This is a genomic window from Nocardiopsis exhalans, assembly GCF_024134545.1.
Lineage (GTDB): Bacteria > Actinomycetota > Actinomycetes > Streptosporangiales > Streptosporangiaceae > Nocardiopsis > Nocardiopsis exhalans.
Genome location: NZ_CP099837.1, coordinates 574663 through 595560, shown reverse-complemented (window position 1 = coordinate 595560; position 20898 = coordinate 574663). Strand labels below are relative to the sequence as shown.

19 protein-coding genes are annotated in these 20898 nt (G+C 68.5%); 12 read left to right on the top strand and 7 right to left on the bottom strand.

Translation table 11 applies throughout. From position 1 onward, the window contains the following. Positions 1 to 24: 24 nt before the first annotated feature. A complete protein-coding gene (locus tag NE857_RS02600; RefSeq protein ID WP_254419621.1) occupies positions 25 to 768 on the bottom strand; it encodes a hypothetical protein in 744 nt (247 codons plus the stop codon). 211 nt (positions 769 to 979) lie between these two features. Here NE857_RS02600 and NE857_RS02595 point away from each other — a divergent pair, with 211 nt between their 5' ends. Then, entirely contained in the window at positions 980 to 2326 is a 1347-nt protein-coding gene (locus tag NE857_RS02595; RefSeq protein WP_254419620.1) for an NsdA family TPR-like regulatory protein, read from the top strand. On the opposite strand, the gene NE857_RS02590 is transcribed toward NE857_RS02595, so the two are convergent. Continuing rightward, positions 2313 to 2843: an NUDIX hydrolase gene (locus NE857_RS02590; protein WP_254419619.1), complete on the bottom strand. Its 531-nt coding sequence runs from the start codon at positions 2841 to 2843 to the stop codon at positions 2313 to 2315. The genes NE857_RS02595 and NE857_RS02590 overlap by 14 nt on opposite strands. A 371-nt stretch (positions 2844 to 3214) precedes the next feature. Continuing rightward, complete coding sequence (locus NE857_RS02585; RefSeq protein WP_254419618.1) at positions 3215 to 3931, bottom strand: hypothetical protein; 717 nt, start codon at positions 3929 to 3931, stop codon at positions 3215 to 3217. 959 nt (positions 3932 to 4890) lie between these two features. Between NE857_RS02585 and NE857_RS02580 the strand changes: the two genes are divergently transcribed. From NE857_RS02580 to NE857_RS02570, 3 genes are all read left to right on the top strand, one after another. Continuing rightward, positions 4891 to 5232 (top strand): Scr1 family TA system antitoxin-like transcriptional regulator, encoded by a 342-nt coding sequence (locus NE857_RS02580; RefSeq protein WP_344011402.1) that lies wholly within the window; start codon positions 4891 to 4893, stop codon positions 5230 to 5232. A gap of 112 nt (positions 5233 to 5344) precedes the next feature. Beyond that, positions 5345 to 7915, top strand: a complete 2571-nt coding sequence (locus NE857_RS02575; protein ID WP_254419616.1) for a glycoside hydrolase family 9 protein — start codon at positions 5345 to 5347, stop codon at positions 7913 to 7915. A 1292-nt stretch (positions 7916 to 9207) separates the two neighbouring features. Continuing rightward, positions 9208 to 9531: a MerR family transcriptional regulator gene (locus NE857_RS02570; RefSeq protein WP_017579127.1), complete on the top strand. Its 324-nt coding sequence runs from the start codon at positions 9208 to 9210 to the stop codon at positions 9529 to 9531. A 288-nt stretch (positions 9532 to 9819) separates the two neighbouring features. Here NE857_RS02570 and NE857_RS02565 read toward each other — a convergent pair whose 3' ends face one another. Beyond that, positions 9820 to 10764 carry a CPBP family intramembrane glutamic endopeptidase gene (locus NE857_RS02565; protein ID WP_254419615.1) on the bottom strand — a complete coding sequence of 315 codons (945 nt, stop codon included), beginning with the start codon at positions 10762 to 10764 and terminating at the stop codon, positions 9820 to 9822. Between the two features lie 142 nt (positions 10765 to 10906). On the opposite strand from NE857_RS02565, the gene NE857_RS02560 reads away from it, so the two are divergent. The 8 genes from NE857_RS02560 (at position 10907) to NE857_RS02525 (ending at position 17650) form a co-directional block, all read left to right on the top strand. Beyond that, complete coding sequence (locus NE857_RS02560) at positions 10907 to 11638, top strand: class I SAM-dependent DNA methyltransferase (RefSeq protein ID WP_254419614.1); 732 nt, start codon at positions 10907 to 10909, stop codon at positions 11636 to 11638. Positions 11639 to 11842: 204 nt separating this feature from the next. Beyond that, positions 11843 to 12136: a lactococcin 972 family bacteriocin gene (locus NE857_RS02555; RefSeq protein WP_254419613.1), complete on the top strand. Its 294-nt coding sequence runs from the start codon at positions 11843 to 11845 to the stop codon at positions 12134 to 12136. A gap of 22 nt (positions 12137 to 12158) precedes the next feature. Then, positions 12159 to 12461, top strand: a complete 303-nt coding sequence (locus NE857_RS02550) for a lactococcin 972 family bacteriocin (protein WP_254419612.1) — start codon at positions 12159 to 12161, stop codon at positions 12459 to 12461. A gap of 14 nt (positions 12462 to 12475) precedes the next feature. After that, on the top strand, positions 12476 to 12832 hold the full coding sequence (locus tag NE857_RS02545) for a lactococcin 972 family bacteriocin (protein ID WP_425572092.1): 357 nt from the start codon (positions 12476 to 12478) through the stop codon (positions 12830 to 12832). 78 nt (positions 12833 to 12910) lie between these two features. Beyond that, the gene (locus tag NE857_RS02540) at positions 12911 to 14932 is read left to right on the top strand and encodes a bacteriocin-associated integral membrane family protein (RefSeq protein WP_254419611.1); all 2022 of its coding nucleotides are present in this window, start codon (positions 12911 to 12913) and stop codon (positions 14930 to 14932) included. 34 nt (positions 14933 to 14966) lie between these two features. Further along, entirely contained in the window at positions 14967 to 15617 is a 651-nt protein-coding gene (locus NE857_RS02535; protein ID WP_254419610.1) for an ABC transporter ATP-binding protein, read from the top strand. 15 nt (positions 15618 to 15632) lie between these two features. Beyond that, positions 15633 to 16811, top strand: coding sequence for an amidase (locus NE857_RS02530; RefSeq protein ID WP_254419609.1), 1179 nt, complete (start codon positions 15633 to 15635; stop codon positions 16809 to 16811). A 92-nt stretch (positions 16812 to 16903) separates the two neighbouring features. Next, positions 16904 to 17650 (top strand): hypothetical protein, encoded by a 747-nt coding sequence (locus NE857_RS02525; protein ID WP_254419608.1) that lies wholly within the window; start codon positions 16904 to 16906, stop codon positions 17648 to 17650. Between the two features lie 70 nt (positions 17651 to 17720). On the opposite strand, the gene NE857_RS02520 is transcribed toward NE857_RS02525, so the two are convergent. From NE857_RS02520 to NE857_RS02510, 3 genes are all read right to left on the bottom strand, one after another. Next, the gene (locus tag NE857_RS02520; RefSeq protein WP_254419607.1) at positions 17721 to 18863 is read right to left on the bottom strand and encodes a PQQ-dependent sugar dehydrogenase; all 1143 of its coding nucleotides are present in this window, start codon (positions 18861 to 18863) and stop codon (positions 17721 to 17723) included. 68 nt (positions 18864 to 18931) lie between these two features. After that, complete coding sequence (locus NE857_RS02515; RefSeq protein ID WP_254419606.1) at positions 18932 to 20071, bottom strand: FUSC family protein; 1140 nt, start codon at positions 20069 to 20071, stop codon at positions 18932 to 18934. A 24-nt stretch (positions 20072 to 20095) separates the two neighbouring features. Then, on the bottom strand, positions 20096 to 20833 hold the full coding sequence (locus tag NE857_RS02510) for a polyamine aminopropyltransferase (protein WP_254419605.1): 738 nt from the start codon (positions 20831 to 20833) through the stop codon (positions 20096 to 20098). Positions 20834 to 20898: the final 65 nt, after the last annotated feature.

Genomic DNA, 20898 nt, shown 5'->3' with positions numbered 1-20898 from the left:
GCGGGCCCCGGCGGGCCTGGGTGTTCAGGTGGTGGAGCCGTAGGAGCGCACGGCCTGGATCCACTGGTCGCGGAACTGGGCGAGTTCGTCACGGAAGCGGCCCATGGGGGTTCCGTAGGAGGCGACCACGCCGCCCTTCTGGGAGGGGGTGGACTGGCAGCCGTGCACGAGCCGACCGCCCAGGGCGGTGTGGGCCTTGATCGACTCGATCCTGCGGTTCTCGTTGAACAGGCCGCCGTGGAAGACCTCGTCCAGGGCCTGCACGGTGGGTTCGTCCAGGTCGTAGACCACGCGTGCGGTGTCCCCAAAGAACCAGGCGGGGCCGACCACGGAGATCCGGCCGTCTGCGTCGACCTTGTTGAGCGCGGTGAGGGTGGAGACCTCCGCCAGGATCTTCAGGTGTTCGGCGGTGATCCCGGGGACGTCCAGGGTGGGCAGGTGTTCGGTGCGGAAGAGGTAGCTGTAGACCCTCCAGGCGATCCCCAGGACCTCGGCGGGGTCGTGGGTGATGCGGACGTGGTCTTCGATGAACCGCAGCGCCTTCTGTTCGAGGGCTTCATCGGAGGACTCCTCCAGGGGCAGCATCCGGTCGGTGACGGTCTGCCAGTCGATGACGCGCCAGCCGGTGGACTCCAGGCGGAAGAAGTAGTCCTCGGGCTGCACGCTGAGAGTGGGGCCGTCCACCGTGATTCCGGGCAGGCGTTCCCAGCGGGGGTCGAAGCGGTGGTCGGGCAGCTCCACCTTGAACGGGGCGAGTGTGGTCGTCATGCCTGTTCCCTTTCCTCTTCTGCGGCTTCGGGCAGATCCCACCGTCTCGTCGGGGAGCCTGTGCCGGGAAGGCGCGGCCTCGGGGTTCGTGCGTGAGCCCAAGCTGAAGGAGTGCACAGGGGGCGTGCGTTTTCGCGACTTCGTTCCCCGCAGGCCGGGGGCGTGCCACACTGCACTCCCCCGGACACCGCGGAAACACTGTGGAGACGCCGTGCCGCGCACCCCCAAACAGCCGAACACCCAACTCGCGCAGCTCCTGGACGAGTCAGGCATGCCCGCCAAAGGCCTCGCCCGCAGAGTGGTCTCGCGCGGTGGTGAGCTGGGGCTCTCACTGTCCTACGACCACAACAGCGTGCGCCGCTGGTTGGAAGGGGAACGTCCACAACAACCGGTTCCCGCGCTGATCTCCGGAGTTCTCTCCGAGGCCCTGGGACGGTCCGTCAGTCCTGAAGAGTGCGGCCTACCCGGCGGAGACGAGCGCACCCTGGAGTTCCCGCTCTCCTGGACAACGGGTATCTCCACCGCTGGGCAGCTGTACCGGGCCGACGTCGAACGCCGCCGTGTGCTGCTCGGCGGATACTCGCCGGCCGCTTACCCGAGCGCCACCACCCGCTGGCTCACCCATCCGCCCTCCCCGGGCCCCGCGCACCGGGGCCGAACCCGGGTCGGACGCCCTGAGATCGCCGCCATTCGACAAATGACCCGGGCCTTCCGCGACCTCGACAACCGCGTGGGCGGGGGTCGCATCCGCAGCACCGTCGTGCAGTACCTCGACGCCAACGTCACCCCGCTCCTCCACGGCACCTACACCGAGGAGATCGGGCGTGAGCTGTTCTCAGCGGCGGCCGAACTCACCAAGGCCGTGGGGTGGATGGCCTACGACTGCGAGCAGCACGGCCTGGCCCAGCGGTACCTGGTGCAAGCGCTACGCATGGCCAAGACCGCGCAGGACGATGGCCTGTGTGCGGAGATCCTCGCCGCCATGGGCCACCAGGCCACCTACATCGGCCGATCAGCTGAAGCGGTGGATCTGGCGCGGGCAGCCCAGTCCGCAGCCACCCGCACCGGGCTCACAGCGCTCATGGCCGAGTGCCACCTCATCGAAGCTCACGGCCACGCGGGCCTAGCCGATCACCGGGCGACCTCGGCTTCCCTGCGCGCTGGGGTGAAGGCATTCGAGGCCGAGGCCCCCGACCCCCCGGACTGGCTGGCCTACTTCGACGAGGCCTACCTCGCGGCGAAGGTCGCCCACTGCTTCCTCGCCCTGAACGACGACACTCAGACCGCCGCGTATGCCGAACGCTCTCTGGAGATGAACACCGACTACGTTCGCGGCCGCACGTTCAATCTGCTGATGCTCGCCACCGCTCATGCCCCCAGCGAACCCGAAGAAGCCGTCCGAATAGGTGGCCAGGCCCTTGATCTGGTCGAGGGGTTGCAGTCCCGCCGAGCCCTGTCCTACCTACGCCGCTTGGGCCACCGGCTCCGTGTCCATGAAAGCTCGCCCACTGTCGAGGAGTTCACCGTGCGCGCGAGGGAAGCTGTCACACCAGGGTGAGCGCCCGGTACACGGCGACGACCGTGGAGGCACCGACGATCTCGCCGCGGTCGATCATCTTCACGGCCTCTTCCAGAGACCACCAGCGGATCTCCTGTGCCTCGTTGATGTCCGGAGGGGTGTCGGTCAGGTCAGCGCCGCGGGCCAGGTAGATGATCTGGGGTTGGTCCACCGACCCGATCGCGGGTTGGAAGGTCACCATGTGCTCCATCGAGCGAGGCCGCCACCCGGTCTCCTCCTCGACCTCACGGGCGGCTGCGGCCTCGATGTCCTCCGCGCCGTCCACGTAGCCGCCCGGCAGCTCCCACACCCACCGGTCGATGATGAACCGGTGCCGCCGCATCAGGAGCGCTTCGCGCTGGTCGTTGACCACCAGCGTCATCGCGGCCGGGGGCATGGCCACGACGTACTGCGTGAAGGACACCCCGTCCGGAAGAGTGATGTCGACCGTAGACAGTCGGATGTGCCGGTTCTCGTCCACCAGCTTCTCGCCGTGGATCTTCCATTGTGTACTCACACCATCACCCTAGAAATATCCTGGATTTTCCAAGACGAATGAAAACCAAATACTACACCAGAAAGATCAAAATTCCCCAAAAAATTTATATTAATAGCATCCATGCCAAAAGCTAGCGCCTAGAACGATCATCGCGCACAGCATGATAAACGATCAATGTCAACCGTCGGCCTTCTCCCAGAAGCAGCCGGAGGCCTGGACGAACATCACCGTGGTCAACACGTCCCCCTGGTCCACACGGGGTGGCCGGTCTTCGAGGCCGAAGGTAGCAGCGGCCGAACGATCTCCCAGGGCCCATCAGACAACACATCATTCACAGCACGTGATCATGCCAGGCACAGGGGCACCCCGCAGGGCTTTTGAGATGAGGCCTAAGACACAAATATCTGACCCAACAGGAAGCCGATAAATGCACCCACAGCTGCCCAAAAGAGCCCTACGCTCCAGTTCACTCGGACCTTATCTCGAAAAAGTTCGGACTCGCTCTTGGTCCAGTTAAAGAGATCAAATTTGTTCGTAAACTTCTTTTTTCTTATGGCCAACATCGAGCCAATCAGATAAGCAATCATCAACGATTGACGCAGACCCTCTTCCTGGAATGAATCATCGCTAATCGGAGACATCCACTCCGCTGTGAAATTCGGCATAAACCCCGTCGGGATAAAACCGCCAATTCTGTAGACAGCAATGGTTCCGAAAAAGACAATACCGACTGCCAGAAGCGGGCGAAGAACATGCTTCCTTTCTTCGCATAGCTCTTTAACCACATGGGCCATTCCCTGTGTCACAGAAGTTGGATTCTCAACTTCCACAAACGACGAACCCAGACCAATCGTGACCTTGATCGTCGATTCTCCGACCCGGGAGCTCATTTTGACAGCATCTAATTTCATCTTTAATGAATCATCAGAAAGACCTCCGGGAGTGCTAAATTTACCCCAGCTCTCCCCAGATCTGAGCTCAAGCTGAAAATCCTCCGCGTCAGATTGTGAAATAATAGAGCAAATATCCTTCAAGTCCTCCCTGTAGAGAACCGCTCCAGATAGCTCGACTTTTAGCCTATCGGGCGCTTTATATACTTCGTACATAAATCCATCTTCTTTACATTTAAGGAGACTGCGCAAGCACCGTCACAGAAGCCTACGGCCACTGCTCGGGCTGCGGACTGCCACCCGGACCTGAGCGCGGCCGATGGCCGTACTACTTGGCATCATGACGCGGCACAGAGACGAACGGTTGCCGTTCGGAAGAAATCGGCTGATGACGTGCTCAGGTCCCGAAGCACCCAGTAGCGGAGTGCGACTGTCATGGGTCACCGTCACCAGCACTCCCGGGCGCCTCTGCTCGATTCCGTGGTTACTGCATGCGGTACATCCCGGCTAGAACTGCGTACCTCCGGTCACGAGTTCCAGCCGGATGGTTTCCCCTACGAGCTGCCACATCCAATGACCACTGACCTGGCTCGCATCCAGCGCCCCAGGCCCCCGGGTCAAGTCGTTGACGTAGGCCCGAAGGCGACTGCCGTCCTTGAGGAGGCCATCGCACTCAGGACAGAAACTGGGCCCGGCTCCACCCCCGCAGGCCTACCACCGCCTGGAGTGCACCGCAGCGGCTCAGGGACCGGCCGTCCGACCTGCACGCACAAGTGAATGACCTGACGGGCAGCGTAAGCGCAGTTAGGCGACGCGCCAGGTCAGCCACAAATGGCGTTCTCGGCATCCCAAGCTGATGACTCGACTGGGCCCCGTTCCCCACCTTCCCGCTCCGCGCGGCGCCCGGGCGGCGTTCGATCCAACCCACGGTGCACCCGTGAGGGTGCACCACGGCAGCGCCCCCGTGCACCCGCCGGGTGCACGGGGGCCAGCGCAACGTGGGGGAACCAGGAGCAACAGAGTGATGGACAGCGCCACTGCCTGCGGATTCTCGCGTTTGGGCAGGTCAGCACCCTGACGGTGGGCGGTTCGATTCCCGTCATCCGCTCCATACGAAAGACGGCCCCTGGCCTGCGAAAACCCTTCGCACGCCAGGGGCCGTTTTCGCGTTCAGGGTGCACCAGCAGGTGCACAGGGCGGCGGATGACGCACCCGGCTCCCGTCATACGTCTGGTTTGCAGATGTGGTGGATGATCGACGGACCCAGCCTCACCTGCCAGAACTGCGGCAACAAGGTGACGCGCACCCAGCTCGAACACCTCCTGGAACTGAGCGAGCACCCCACGAGCAACCTCCGGGCGTTCCCGCCGTCCAGGGGAACGCAAGCTCGACGGCATCGGCAACCGAACCCGCTGAGATCATCACCCGGGACTTGTTCCCCCGGGTCGGGTCCGTCCGCGCCCCACCCGGGGCAGAACACGGCCCTCTCTTGTGAAACCTCCGATTGCACCCGTTGACAGAGGTGACCCAGGACACAACAATGGTGATACTTTTGGGAGCGCTCCCAGCGCTTCCGACCGCTCACCCCCAAGCGGAAGGACCCCCGTGAACCCGGCACGCAGAACAAGGATGACGGCGCTCGGCGCAGCAGCCGCTCTAGGTGCGAGTCTCCTCGCGGCACCCCCGGTACAGGCCGACGACGAACCCGTCGAACAGATCACCAACGGCGACTTCTCCGACGGAACGACCGGCTGGTGGGCCAGTGCGGGACTGGATCTGGCCGTCACCGACGAGGGCGTCCTGTGCGTGGACGTCCCAGGAGGTACCGGCGACCCCTGGGACCAGATCATCGGGCAGAACGACATTCCCCTGGTGTCCGGGGAGTCCTACGCCTTCTCCTTCACCGCCTCCGGTGCCGAACGCCCCGTCCGCGCCCTGATCCAGGAACCCGTCGATCCCTGGCGGACCCAGCTGGACGAACGACCGGTGCTCACCGCGGAGACCTCCTCCCACGAGTACGTCTTCACCTCCTCGGCCGACATGGACGACGCCCAGGTCGCTTTCCAGATCGGCGGCGCCGCCGAGGACTGGGTCTTCTGTCTGGACGACGTGTCGCTGCTCGGCGGGGCGGAGCCCCCGGTCTACCAGCCCGACACCGGGCCCCGGGTACGGGTCAACCAGGTGGGCTACCTCCCCCACGGCCCCAAGAACGCCACCGTGGTCACCGACTCGGATGAGTCCCTGCCCTGGGAGCTGACCGACGCCGACGGCGCGGTCGTGGCCGAAGGCGACACCGTTCCCTACGGCCTGGACGCCTCGTCCGGCCAGAACGTGCACACCGTGGACTTCGGCGGCGTCACCCAGGCGGGACAGGGCTACACGCTGACCGCGGACGGGGAAACCAGTCACCCCTTCGCGATCAGTGCCGACCCCTACGCGGAGCTGGCCACCGACGCCCTGGAGTTCTACTACACCCAGCGCAGCGGCATCGAGATCCTCGACGATATCGCCCCCGGTTACGGCCGCGAGGCCGGGCACGTGGGGGTCGCGCCCAACCAGGGCGACACCGAGGTCACCTGTCACCACTCCGAGCCGTGCGACTACGCCCTGGACGTGTCCGGCGGCTGGTACGACGCGGGCGACCACGGCAAGTACGTGGTCAACGGCGGTATTTCGGTGCACCAGATGATGAGTGTCTACGAGCGCGCGCACACCGCGCCCACCGGGAACCCCGACCGGGTGTCGGACTCCTCCCTGGCGATCCCGGAGCGCGGCAACGGTGTCCCGGACGTTCTGGACGAGGCCCGCTGGCAGATGGAGTTCCTCCTGTCCATGCAGGTTCCCGAGGGTGAGCAGCTCGCGGGTATGGCGCACCACAAGGTTCACGACGAGCGCTGGACCGGCCTGCCCATGATGCCCGCCGACGACCCCCAGCCCCGGTACCTGCACCCGCCGTCGACGGCTGCCACGCTGAACCTGGCCGCGACCGCGGCCCAGTGCTCCCGGGTATTCGCCCCTTACGACACCGAGTTCGCGGCCGAGTGCCTGACCGCCGCGGAGACCGCCTGGGAGGCGGCCGTAGCCAATCCCGAGCGGTACGCGGCCGCGGGCGGCGAGGGCGGCGGCCCCTATGACGACGACACCCTGGTCGACGAGTTCTACTGGGCCGCTGCGGAGCTGTACCTGGCCACCGGGGCCGGAACCTACGAGGAGGCGGTGACCTCCTCGCCGATGCACACAGAGGACGTCTTCACCGCTTCCGGCTTCGACTGGCGCTGGACCGCCCCGCTGGGCCGCCTCCAATTGGCTGCCCTTCCCAACGGCCTCCCCGACCGCGACGAGGTCCGCGCCTCGGTCGTCGAAGGGGCCGAGCAGTACCTGGCCAATGTCGAGGAGCACCCCTACGGTCTGGCCTACGCTCCGGACGACGGCGTCTTCGCCTGGGGCTCCAACAACCTCGTGCTCAACAACCTGGTGGTGATCGCCACCGCATACGACCTCACCGGTGAGCCGCGCTTGCGCGACGCGGTGCTGGAGGGCATGGACTACATTCTCGGCCGCAACGCCCTGAACCAGTCCTACGTGACCGGATACGGCACCAACGACGCGGTCAACCAGCACAGCCGCTGGTACGCCAACCAGCTCGACCCGGCCCTGCCCAACCCGCCCGCGGGCACGTTGTCCGGCGGACCCAATTCCGACACCGGAACCTGGGACCCCGTGGCACAGGCCAACCTCGAGGGATGCGCTCCCCAGTTCTGCTACATCGACCACATCGACTCGTGGGCGACCAACGAGCTGACCATCAACTGGAACTCCACGCTGGCCTGGGTGTCCGCGTTCGTGACGGACCAGGGCGACGCCTCCTCCCCGGCTACGGCCTCCTGCGAGGTCGACTACGTGGTGCACGGTGAGTGGACCGGGCGCTTCAACACCCAGGTCACCGTACGCAACACCGGGGACGTGCGGGTCGAGGGCTGGGAGGTGACGTGGTCCTTCCCCGGGGCGCAGAGCCTGGACCGCCACTGGAGCGGCGTGCTCACCCAGTCCGGACACGCGGTGACCGCGGGCGACGCCGAGTGGAACGCGGCCATCGCACCCGACGGCGAGGCGACCTTCGGCTTCATCGGCACGCTTCCCGCCGGGGCCGCCAACGCCGTACCGGAAAGGTTCACCCTCAACGGAGCCGTCTGCGGCTGACCCGTAGCGGCGGGAACCATCCCGAAACCCCGGCCGGGGTCTGGGCGAAGGCGCACGGCGTCCCGTCCAGACCCCGGCCGGTTTCTCGGTGCAGGAGTGCGCCAACCTCCCGCGATGGTTCCTGCCCCTCCCCGGTACGTCTGTTGAGGCAGTGCCCGGACGTTGCCCTCCTACCGGGCGTAAAACGGGGGTTCGACGCTGAACCGGCTGTCCGACCTGCTCGGGTCGGCGGGATCAGGGTGGTTCCGGTGTTCCCGGGCGGCGCTGCCGGGGCCTCCGGTTCCGGGTGGCACGGCGTGGACGGGGACGCAGGGGTGCAGAGCGGCGGGTCGGGCCCGGCCTCGGAAGAACCACCCTCAGCGACTACCGGAAACTTGTAGCGGCCACAGTAGACATGGCTACTTCGTGCTGCTACATTTTCTGTCGTAGCCACCGAGATACACGGCTAGGCCACCGGATACGCCGGTGGGGAGCAGGACGGCTCGCCCGGCGCGCATTGCTGTACGGCGCCGAGAGCCGGCAGGACCGCAGTACAGAAGTCCAGCAGTACCCGCAGTAACGCAGTACCGGCCTTCCGCTCGCACAGGGAAGACCACAGCAGGAAGTAGAGCAGGACGGCTCGACGGTGTGCACGTGCTTCAAGACACCGGGAGCCGGTAGGACCGCAGTACCGGTGCTCCGCTCGCACAGGGAACACCACGCAGGACGGCTCGCCCGGCGCGCATTGCTGTACGGCGCCGAGAGCCGGCAGGACCGCAGTACAGAAGTTCAGCAGTACCCGCAGTACCGGTGCTCCGCTCGCACAGGGAACACCACGCAGGAAAAAAGCAGGACGGCTCGACGGTGTGCACGTGCTTCAAGACACCGGGAGCCGGTAGGACCGCAGTACAGAAGTCCAGCAGTACCCGCAGTAACGCAGTACCGGCCTTCCGCTCGCACAGGGAAGACCGCAGCAGGAAGAAGGACGCGGTAGGGCTCGACCGGCGCACGGTTGTTCAGCGTCGGGGGCCGGTAGGACCGTAGTCGAAAGCAGTGCACGAAGTGAGAAGCGAGAGGAGTAAATGCCATCAGGATCGCCTGAGCGAGGAGAAGTTCCGCTCGGGTACCGCAGGCCCCGGTTCGGAAGAAGGTGGTCCACGGTCACACAACCGCGATCCCCGCGATCCCGTTCTAGCTCAACTTCGGGAAGCGGAAGACCGGCAGCTGCCGGTAGGTGGTATTGAACTCTCGGGCCCCAGCGCCGTACGGCGCTGGGGCCCTCGACGTGCGTTCAGGAGAAGAAGGACACGCACTTGCCCCGTCCCGAAACCGGCAATCGGTTCGACGATGACGACTACCCCGCCTACACCGTGGGCGCCGCAGCGGAGATGATCGGCACCACGCCGGCCTTCCTGCGCGCACTGGGAGAGGCCAAACTCATCAAGCCCCTGCGTTCGGAGGGCGGTCACCGCCGCTACTCCCGCTACCAGCTCAGGATCGCCGCCCGCGCCCGCGAGCTCGTGGACGAAGGCACACCGATCGAGTCCGCATGCCGCATCATCATCCTCGAGGATCAGCTCGAGGAGGCCCAGCGCATCAACGAGGAGCTGCGTGCCGCCGGCCCGCCCCAGACCTGAGATGAAACCCGCCCGCTGATCCCGGGGCAAGGGCCTGAGCCCGCACCAGCAGCGCCGTGCGGGTAGGCGGGGCCTTGCGCACTCACTGTTCCGCGGGTGCGCGAGGGCTGCCTCAGTCGACCTCTGAAGAGCGGTGTGCCCTGTGCCGCCCCGAACTGTTTCGGCATGTTCCGAAGCCTGCGCGACAGCGGACGATGGACGCCCGGACACCGAGCGCCGCCTCAAGCGACCGGCCCTTCCCGCGACGATTCCGGGAAGGGCCCTCCCTGTCCGATCGTCTGACTGCCGTTACTGACCGGGGGGCGGGTAGGCGAGGAGGAACAGGCCCGTTCTCAGGAGGGTGTTGAGCCAGATGTTGCGGTAGCAGGCCCAGAGGTAGCCGCACAGCAGGCCGATGGGGGTGTAGATGAGCAGGGCCATCCCGAGGTGGTGGACGAAGGTGTCACCGGGCAGGGGGATGAGGACCAGGTAGGGCTGGATGAGCGCGTAGAACAGGGCGAACAACAGGGACGTGGTGATGATCCCCGCCCACCTGCCCCAGAGCAGTTCCAGGCGGGTCTGGACCATGACCCGGAAGAAGGCCTCCTCACAGAGCGCGGCCACCAGGAAGACCCCGAGTACCCCGACCACGAGCACCGCTGGTGGCCAGCCGACCCGGAACGGGGCGAGCAGGAAGGACACGAGCACGATCGCCAGCAGGACCGGGGTGAGGCCGAGCCAGCGCCAGGGTTCGGTGACCTTCATGGCGATCTCGGACAGACCGGTGCCCTCGGCTCGGAGGATGGTGATCAGGCGGTCGATCGCGATCGCCGGGAGGGCAAGGAAGAAAAGCACCCGCGGGACCAAGGAGATCGGGGCGGTCGTGCTCGCGTCCGCTCCCGGGCCGAGGGCGCTGAGTACCCAGTAAAGGCCTGCTATGGCCACGACGCAGGCGACGAGACAGCAGCCCAGCCAGACCAGCTGGCGGTGGACGGGTTGTGTCGTGAGGGCCTGCCTGACCCTGGTGTCGAGTTCGCGCCGCCGACCGAAGTACACGGCCAGGAGGCCGGCGAGGACCCCCGCGGCCACCGCCGGGCCCCAGGAGACGAAGAGCCGATAACCCCCGCCGTACATGACGTCCTGCCGTAGCTGTGGGTCGATGGCCAGGGTGATCAAGACGAGGAACAGGGCGGTACCGACCGCACCCGAGATCACCATGGTCCGCAGCGCCACCGCAAGCACCCCCCTGGTCACAGCCGAACCTCCATCATCACCCAGAGCCGCCCGAAAGGGTGAGTGCGATTCTGACGTGTGTCGATGCGGGCGAACCGCTCCGAGCTGGCCGTACCGGAAAACCGGTTGCCGCCCTGGAAGGTCTGCTGGAGGCTGGCGGACCATGGACGACTACCACCCCCTGAAGAGTTACGGGCCGGACTTGGCCGAGCAGTACGACAAGCACCAGCGCGGTGACGAGGAGGCCACGGCCGCCTTCCTGGCGGAGTACGCGGGCGCTGACGGATCGGCGTTGGAGTTCGCGATCGGGACCGGACGGATCGCGCTTGCGCTCGGGCGGCACGGTGTACGGGTCGACGGCATCGAGCTCTCACCGGACATGGTGTCCGGGCTGCGCGAGAAACCGGAGGGCGCGGACCTGGAGGTGATCGTCGGTGACATGGCGACCGAGACCACCGGTCGGACCTATCCGCTCGTTTACCTGGTCTACAACACCGTCTACAACATCCTCGGCCAGGACGGCCAGGTGGAGTGCTTCCGCAACGCCGCCCGCCATCTGGACGAGGGCGGGGTGTTCGTGGTCGAGGCGGCACCGCCCTGGCAGTGGATCAAGGGTGACCAGTTCGTCAACGTCGAGCGCATCACCCCGGGCTCGGTGACCCTCGACGTGAACCAGTACGACCAGGTCACACAGCTGCTCGACGAGAACCACGTGCGGATCGGCGCCGAAGGCATCAGGCTCGCCCCGATCTCCTGCCGCCTGATCTGGCCCTCGGAGATGGACCTCATGGCACGGCTGGCCGGGCTGCGGCTCGTCGACCGGTGGGGCGGGTGGAACGGTGAGCCGTTCACCGAGCGGAGCCCCATGCACGTCAGTGTCTACGGCCGGGCCTGAACGCCCCGATAAATAATGACTAATGAGTACATTCCACTGACCCATAACTCATAATGATGCGCCTTTCCGGATCGTGTCCGGATGCGGCCACATCCGAGATGGGCGACAGAAAGGCGATGTAGTACTGGCTTTCAGAGGGGTGACGCGGCTCGCGTTTCCCCTCTGAAATCTGTTCACGGAGAAGATTCGGGCAAGGGATCTCGTATGAACGAAGTAGCCAAACGCTGCGTCGCCACCGTGCTTCTCGCCGCCGGCCTCACCGCGGGGACCGTCGGGACGGCGCTCGCCGGCACCCAGGTCGGGGGCGGCACCTGGTACCACGGAACCACTTCCAGCAGCGTCTACTCGAACTACTACCACGCGCGTAACTGCCACGGGTCGACCGCGGTGGGCGCCTACACCGACCGCTCCAGGAACACCGCGCCCGGACTCACCTCCTACGCCAGTGCGCCCAAGGCCTGGACCAACAACCAGACCTACTACCGCAACGGCTGCTAGCGCATTCGGGAAAGGAGTCACCGTGAAAACCCTCAAGCGTATTTCGATCGCCGGAATCACGGCCGCCGTTCTCACCTTCGCGGCAGCGGGAACCGCCTCGGCCGGGCATTCCTTCGTCGGCGGCGGTGAATGGTTCCGGGGTGTCACCGGAGCCCCCGGGGTCGGCGAGGTCTTCTCCCACTACCGCCACGGCTCCGCCTGCCACGGCGCCACCGCGGTGGGTACGCGCACCGTCCGGGTGAACAGGGACGCCGGGCAGTGGGCGAAAGCCGCCGCGCCGCGCGCCAACGCGAACAACCAGAGCTACTGGCGCAACAGCTGCTAGATCCGGGAGCCCCCGTGAAGACCCTCGACCCCCTCCAGCGCACCTCCACGACAGCCACGACCACCGTCATGACCGCCCTCGTCACGGCGATCACGACCGTCGTCATCGCGGCCGCGGTCATCCTCGGGACCGCCGCGCCCGCCCTCGCCCAGACCTCCCATGTCGGCGGCGGGGTGTGGGAGCGCAGCCTCACCGGCGTCCCGGGGCAGGGTTTCGTCCGCTCGAACTACCACCATCCGAACACATGCCACGGAGCCACCGCCGTGGGCACCCACACCGAGCGGGTCAGCGCCCCCGCCGGGATCTGGGCCAGGGCCGAGGCCTCGCGAGCCAGGGCCAACAACCAGCAGTACTGGCGTAACAGCTGCTGATAGGCGTCCGTCCGGTGGACCCGTCGGCCCGCCCGCTCCCGGCCCCGGGTCCGCCCCTCCCTGACAGGACCGCACCAGGTGCCGAACCGCACCCTCCGCTTCGCCTACACCGCGTGTGCCGCGTTCGCCGCGCTGCTCGCCTTCCTCCTCGCCGCCACCGCAGAACAGACCGTCCACGTGCTCGAGGACTCCGCCCTGGTCTGGATCACCGAGAACGACGGCACCCACGACACCGACGAGGTCGCGCGTGCCGTACAGGAGGTCGCCGACACCCACCGCACCGCCATCGGCTACAGCGTCCTCGACGTCAACGACCCCTCGTCGCTGGCCCACCTGTACCTGGCGGTCTCCGACCCCGACTCCCGGTACGCCCGCTGGCTGGACGAGGGCTACCCCTCCTTCGGCCGTGCCTTCACCGTCCAGACCCATCCGATGCCGGAGTTCGGCGACGTCGGCCCCAACGGGTACTACCTGGTGTTCGGCGGCCCCGAGGCCGAGCAGGCCCTGCGCGCCGCTCTCGCCGAGCACGGCCTGTTCGAGGCCCCCGGCAGCCAGACCACCCGACTGTGGCACTTCCTCACCGGCGGCCACCTGCTCCACCTCGTGGCCGTCGCCCTGTTCACCACCGTCACCGCCACCGGCGCGGGCGTCCTGCTCTCCGCCCGCGACCACGCCGTCCGGCGTCTGCACGGCCGTTCCTACCCGGGCGTCCTCGCCGGAGAACTGGCCGGAGTCCTGCGCCTGTGGGCGGTGGTGCTGCCCGTCTCGGCCGCCGCCGTGCTGGTCCTCCTCGGCGGTTACAACGGCTGGAACCAGCTCGGCCTCTACACCGGTCTGGCCCTGCTGTTCCTCGCCCTGCTCGCCGTCGCGTGCCTGACCACGCACGCGCTGTGCCTCGCCCTGGTGCACACCACCCAAATCCTGCCCGCGCTCAAAGGGCGCCTGCCCGTGCGCGGCACCACCGTCTCCGTCCACCTGGTCCGCGTCCCGGTGCTGTTCCTGACACTCACGCTCCTGGGCAGTGTGGTGGCCACCGCCCAGGACGTCCGGGACCAGCACGTCGGCCTCCAGGTCTTCGAACGGTACGGCCAGACCTCGCGCCCCGCGCTGAGCGCCCACTACGGCTGGGCGGACGAGGGGGCGGTGGACGACGAACTCGGCCCGTGGCTGCGGCAGGCCGACACCGACGGCGACCTGGTGCTGGCTGCCCAGCTGCACCCCGCCGAACTCCTTCCGGCCGCACCCGCCGAACCGGACGTGCCCGCCCCGGAAGACCCCGCCCCGGAAAACCCCATCCTTCTGGTCAACGACACCTACCTGGTCGAGGAGGAACTCCTCTCCCCCGCCGGGGAACGGTACGGTCCGGACCGGGCCGTACGCGTCCTCCTGCCCGCCTCGGCCGCAGAGCACGCCGAACCGTTCACCGAAGGGGTGACCGGGTGGCTCAGCGCCAACAGCGCCCCCGGGAGCGTCCCCGAGGTGACGGTCCGACCCGCGGCCGACGGCCAGAGCCTGTTCACCTACGGCGCCGGGGAACGTCTCGGCGCGGCCCTGCCCCTGCTGTACGAACCCGTGGTGATCGCCCTGCCCAACGGGGCGGTCCTGTCCGACAGCGGCTACGTGAACCACCTGTCCGGGCGGCAGACGGTCTTCCCCGATCCGGGTGTGGTGGAGGCGTTCCGGACCCGGAGCCCGGAGGCGTCCCGCTACATCTCCATGGTCGAGCCCCTCAGCACCAGTGCGCGCACGGCCCACGCCCGCACCGTGCACGCGCTGCGCGCCGAACTGTTCAACCTGTTCGGCGCGGGCACCGTGCTCCTGCTGACCGCCGTCGCCGCGTGCGTGGTGCACGTGCGCACCCGGGCACAGGAGATCTTCGCCCGCCACCTCAGCGGCTGGGGCTTCCCGGCCACGCACCGGCGGCTACTGACCACCGAGGCGGCCATCGCGGCGGCGTTCGTGGGCTGGACCGCCTGGACCACCACCGGGGCCGAACCCGTCCACGCGGCGGGGATCGCCCTGGCCTCGCTCACCCTCACCCTGGGCGCGCTCGCGTACTTTCACCGACGCGTGATCCGTGAGGGCGCCAGCCGGGCCTGACCCGCCCCGGAGCAGAGAAGCACCAAGGAGCACCGTGATCACTCTGAGGAAAATCACCAAGTCCTTCGGCCCCCGCGTCCTGTGGCGGGACCTCGACCTGACCGTCGAACCCGGCCGTATGCTCGCACTGGTCGGCACCAGCGGATCGGGCAAGACCACCCTGCTCAACTGCATGGGTCTACTGGACCGGCCCACCTCCGGGCAGATCCTGTTCCAGAGCACGGACCTCACCCGCCTGGGTCCGGGGCGCCGGCGCCGCTTCCGCCGCGACCACCTGGGCTACCTCTTCCAGGACTACGCCCTGATCGAGAACGCCACGGTCCGGGCCAACCTCGACGTGGCCCGTCGGCGCGGCGCCCGCCCACCAAGCCACGCCGAGGCCCTCGCCCGCGTCGGCCTGGCCGGGCGGGAGCGGGAGAGGGTCCACCACCTGTCCGGCGGCGAACAGCAGCGCGTGGCCCTGGCCCGGCTCATCGTCAAACGGCCGTCACTGGTGCTGGCCGACGAACCCACCGGAGCCCTGGACAGCGACAACGGCGCCATGGTGGTGGATACGTTGCGCCAGCTGAGCCGCGAGGGCTGCGCGGTGGTGATCGCCACCCACGACCCGGCCGTCCGCGACGCCTGCGACTCCACCCGCACCCTGGACCCCCGGAGTCACCGCGAGGGCCTCGGGCGAGCGTGATCTAGCCTCGGCCGGATGGGGAACACACCACCGCGGACCGCGGTTGAGACAGCCGATCGGGTGACGCGGGCCGTGGCGAGCGCGGTGGAGACCGTCCGTGCGGCGCTAACCGACGCCCACCGGATCAGGCATCTGCGCGCCTTCGTCGAGCTCTGGCCGGGGTCGGCACTGGACCGCGCGGCTGAGGTGGACGCCCGGGTCGCCGACGGGGCCCGCCTGCCGCTGGCCGGGGTTCCGCTCGCGGTGAAGGCCGCGGAGGGGACCGCATCGCACCAGGCCCGACGCTTGATCGCCGCCGGTGCGGTGCCCATCGGCGCCACGTCGGTGCCGGCGCCGGGGACGCGGTGGAAGACCTGGGGGCACACGGACGGGGGCCCCACGCTCAACCCCTGGCGGGCGGACCGGGTTCCGGGCGGTTCCTCGGCCGGTTCCGCCGTCGCCGTGGCCACCGGGGTGGTGCCGTTGGCGACCGCGAGCGACGGCGCCGGGTCCACCCGCATCCCCGCGGCCTGGTGCGGGGTCCTCGGTTACAAGCCGACCACGGGCCTGCTCCCGGCCCGCGACCGCGCCGGTCTGACGGTCGGCGGGCCGATCGCGCGCACGGTGTCCGACCTCGAGCTGTACCGGAGTACCGTCCTCGGCGGCGCGTCTGCGGCGGCACCCGCACACGTGCGCGTCGCATGGTCCCCCACTCTGGGGTTCAACCGGCCGGACCCGGAGGTGGTGGCGGTCGCGGAACGGGCGCTGCGGCGCTGGGCCCGGACGTGCGGCGTGACGCTGTCGGAGCCCCGGCTCGCGCTCACCGACCCCGCGGAGTCCTGGCTCTCCCGAAGGGAACAGAACTCACCCGGCAGCCAAACCGACGTCGGTGTGGACAACCTCTCCGCGCTGGCGGAGCTCTTCGCCGCCGCGGACCTGCTCGCCACACCCGCGACCCCCAACCCGCCCCACCCGCACTCCGGGCCGGGCGAGGTGATGAGCGTGGGCTTCACCTGGCTGTTCAACCTCACCGGCCACCCGGCCCTGAGCCTCCCCGCCGGGCTCACCCCGGACGGTCTGCCCGTCGGACTGCACCTGGTCGCGCGGCACCACGAGGACGCCCTGCTCCTGGCCGCGGCCCGATCCGCCGAACAGGCGCTCCCGTCCCTGCCCGAGAACCCCCTCGGCGGTGGGGTTCGCGCGTCGGAGCGGTAGCATCTGAGGCGGATTCTCCCCCTCGTCCGCGTGTTCCCCGGTCCCGGAGAAAGCCGTGCGACGGGGCTGCCCCAGACACGGAAACGGACGGCATGGACGCTGAAGAGACCCAGGTCATGGCCCGGACAGGCCAGTTCACGACCACGGTGACCTGGGAGACCTCGGTCAGAGGCCGGGTGGCCTCCGCGATCGACCGGTTCTCCGGCCCGCTGGCCGATCTCGCCGAACGCGACGCCAACGACGGTGACACCCGCATGCTGGTCGCTGACTTCTTCAGCGTCGGCCTGAACTTCAGCAAGTTCCAGGACCTGACCACGGAGTACCGCACCAGCGGGGACTCGATCGACTACGCGATCGTCCTGGAGGGCGAGCTCTTCGCCCCGATCGAGGTGCGCCGGATCGGTCAGGACCTGGACCTGCGCAATATCCAGATGGCCCGGCGGTTGGCCGTCGACGAGGGCGCGGACTGGATCTTCCTCACCAACGGACGGGTCTGGCGGGTCTACCACCTGCGCCCCGACCCCGGCGGCGGCGCGCCCCAGCCGGTGACGGTCGTCGACGTGGACCTGCTGGACGAGGAGTCCTACGAGCGCAACGTGGACGGCCTGTTCCACCTGACCCGCGAGTCCGTGGAGCACGGCCGCCTGGACGCGCTGCGCCGCTGGCGCGAGGCGGTCGAGCCCGCCCAGCTGGCCGGGGCCCTGCTCAGCGACGAGGTCGTGGCGGCGGTCCGCGGTCAACTGCGGGCCGCCTCCGAGCACCCGGGGCACCCCGGTGAGGACGACGAGATCCGCCGCGTCCTCACCGAGGAGGTCATCCCCCGCGGGCTGCTCGGCTGAATCGAACTCCGGCACGGACCGTTCCGGCGAGCACAGCTCCAGGGTCACTCCAGTGGACCGTCCCCACGGCTCACTCCAGCGGGACGCTCATGACGCGGTCGTCGTCATCGGCCGGAGAACCCCAGGCGTCGAGGTTGCTCGTGCTCAGCCACAGGGCGTCGCCGTCCGGGGCGGTGACCACCGTGCGCAGGCGGCCGAACTCGTCGACGAAGCGGGCCTCGGGCTCACCCACCGTGCCGTCGCCGTTCAACGGAATCTCCCACAGCCGCGCGCCGCGCAGCGAGGCCACGTACAGCGAGTCACCGGCGATGGCCGCACCGCTCGGCGAGGCCTCGGCGGGCTCCCAGGTGATCAGCGGGTCCGTGTACTCGTCACCGCCGCCCGGGCCCTCCACCTCGGGCCAGCCGTAGTTGTTGCCCGGCTCGATCAGGTTGACCTCGTCCAGGAGGTCCTGGCCGAACTCGGTCGCGTACAGGTTCTCCGCCTCGTCCCAGGCCAGACCCTGCACGTTGCGGTGGCCGTAGCTGTAGGCGTAGTTGTCGAAGGGGTTGTCCGGCGCCGGGTCGCCGGTGGTGGTCATCCGCAGGATCTTCCCGGCCAGGGAGTCGGTGTCCTGGGAGCTGTCCGGGATCTGGGCGTCCCCCGTGGCCGCGTACAGGTATCCGTCCGGGCCGAACTCGATCCGCCCGCCGTTGTGGGTGTTGGCCGCCGGGATGCCGTCCAGGATCACCTCCGGGTCACCGAGGGAGTCGGCTTCGCCGTCGTACTCCACCCGGCTGACCCGGTTGTCGGAGTCGGTCGTGTAGTAGACGTACACGTAGGGCTCCTCCGGGAACTCCGGGTCCACGGCCAGGCCGAGGAGACCGCCCTCGCCGCCGTGCGCCACCCCCTCGATCGTGCCCGCCTCCGAGGTCTGACCGTCCGGAGCCACGCGGGCGACCACCGCGGAGTCCCGTTGGGCCACCAGCGCGGAACCGTCGGGGAGGAAATCGATCCCCCACGGCACGTCGAAGCCGGTGGCCAGGTCCTCGGGCTGGCCCAGGTCGAGGGCTCCGGCCCCGGCCGAACCACCGCCGGGTTCGGTGTTCTCCCCCGATCCCACGCCGTTGGCCTCGGGCGTCGAACAGGCACTCGCGAGAAGCGCGGCACCCAGGAGGGCGAGGGTTCTGGTGGTGTACGTGTGCGTCCGAGTGTGTGCCGGTGTCCTTTCCATGCCCAACCCCTGCCCACTCGGTACGCGCGTACCCCCGTCATCCGCGGGTCGCCCTCGACTTCGCCCGCTCAATCGCGATCCGCGCGCGTGCTGTTCTCGTAGCCCTGGTCGATCTCCTCGAAGAGCCGCTCGACGTCGGTGAGCAGGCCGCTGTAGACCGGCCAGTTCTCGTCGTCCCAGCGCTCACGCATCCTGGTGCGCTCCTCGTCCACCTGGCGCAGTGCGTCCTGGACCCGCCCGCACAACTCCTCGGAGGCGGAGCCGCGTTCGGGCTCCTCATGGTCGTGCACGGCCCCGAAGATCTCCGAGGCGCGCTCGACCAGCGGGGCGAACTCACGCAGGAAGGCGTCGTCGGGCCCGGAGTAGCGCGAGCCCTGGCGCGTGGTGGTGCGCAGGGTCCGGACGATGGACTGCATGTGCCGGGAGGCCCGGCTCAGGGCGGCGATCCAGTCCCGGTAGGTGTCCAGGGCCCCGGGGTCGAGATGCTTGCCGGGCACGAGGCGCCGCGGGTTGAGCCGGGTCCGGTCCTCCTGGCGCCGGACCGCCTCCTGGGCGTTGCGTACGGAACCGTCGAACCCCTCACTGGCCCTCCCCCAGTGGTCCAGGTCCAAGCCCTCCCGCCCCTCGCGCAGGCCCTGGGCCATCTCGCCGGTCAGGGAACGCAGGCTGTCGGCGAGGTCCAGGACCGCGTTCTCCGCGTCCCGGAACCGGATCGCCGGCGCGAACACCGTGTTGGTGGCCAGCGCGCAGACGGCGCCGACGCAGACCATCAGCAGGAGGTAGCCGAGGTCTTCGGGGTTCTCCGCCGTACCTCCCGCGAGAGCGAAGGCCGCGACCACGGGGAGCTGGGTGCCCTGCGTGCCGAAGAAGCGCGCCTGCCCGGCGGCCAGCGCGACCAGGAGCAGCAGGGCGAACGTCCACAGCTGGGCACCGGTCGTGAGCCCGACCAGCCCGGCCAGCAGCGCACCCGCGAAGACCGCCGCGACGTAGCGGCCGGACTGGAGCACCGACCCGTACACGCTCGGCCGGACCACGAGGAGCGCGGTGAAGGGCGCGAAGCCGACCTGCGACGAAGCACCGAGCAGGGTGCCCACCACCCAGGCCAGGGTCGCGGCCACCGTGCACTTGAGGATGAGGACGACGGTCTCGCGCTCGAAACCCCGCCGCTGACGAGCTCGCCTGAGCCCGTCACGTAGCCCCTCGAACATCCTGGTCCCCCGAAGTCGTGGTTCTCAGCCCGGTACGGGTGCCGTGGCCAGGTAGACGGTGTTGGTGGCCGGATGCTCCTGGTAGGGGTTGGGGAAGCTGACCACCTCGGCGCGCACGTCCGTGAAGCACTGGCGCAGCACCTCCGTGTACTCCTCGTCCGGTGGGTCGTTGGACCACAGGGCGAAGACCCCGCCGGGGTGCAGGTGCCCGAGGAGACGGCGGACCCCGTCGGGCTCGTAGAAGGGCGCGTGCGCGGGGTTGAGCAGGTGGCGGGGTGAGTGGTCGATGTCCACGACCACGGCATGGAAACGGCGGCCTGGGTTCCGCTGGTCCAGATCCTCCCCTGCGGCGAGCGCGAAGAAGTCGCCCTGGGCCAGGTGGCAGCGGGGGTCTGCGGTGAGCCGCTTTCCCGCCGGGATGAGTTCGGCCTCGTGCCAGGCCACGACCTCGGGCAGCGCCTCGACCACGACCAGCGAGCGCACATCGGGGTCGTCGAGCACGGTCAGGGCGGTGTGGCCGAGCCCCAACCCGCCGACCACCACGTCGTAGCCGCCGTCCGGGACGGGACGGCGGTGGAGTTCGGTGAGGGCGAGTCTGGCCACGTCGATCTCGCCTTGGACGAACAGGCTGGACATGAGGAAGTCGTCGTCGAGTTTGATCTCGTGGACCTCGGCCTTGGCCATCGGGTCCCATCGGACCCGCAGGCTGATCACGCCCATGGGCGTTGGCCGCCAGTCGAGTTCCTGGAAACGCAGGTTCACGGTGCCCCCGGTTCAGTGGTCGCGCACGGGTGTGCGCGGTGTCGACACTAGGGCAGCACAGGGCG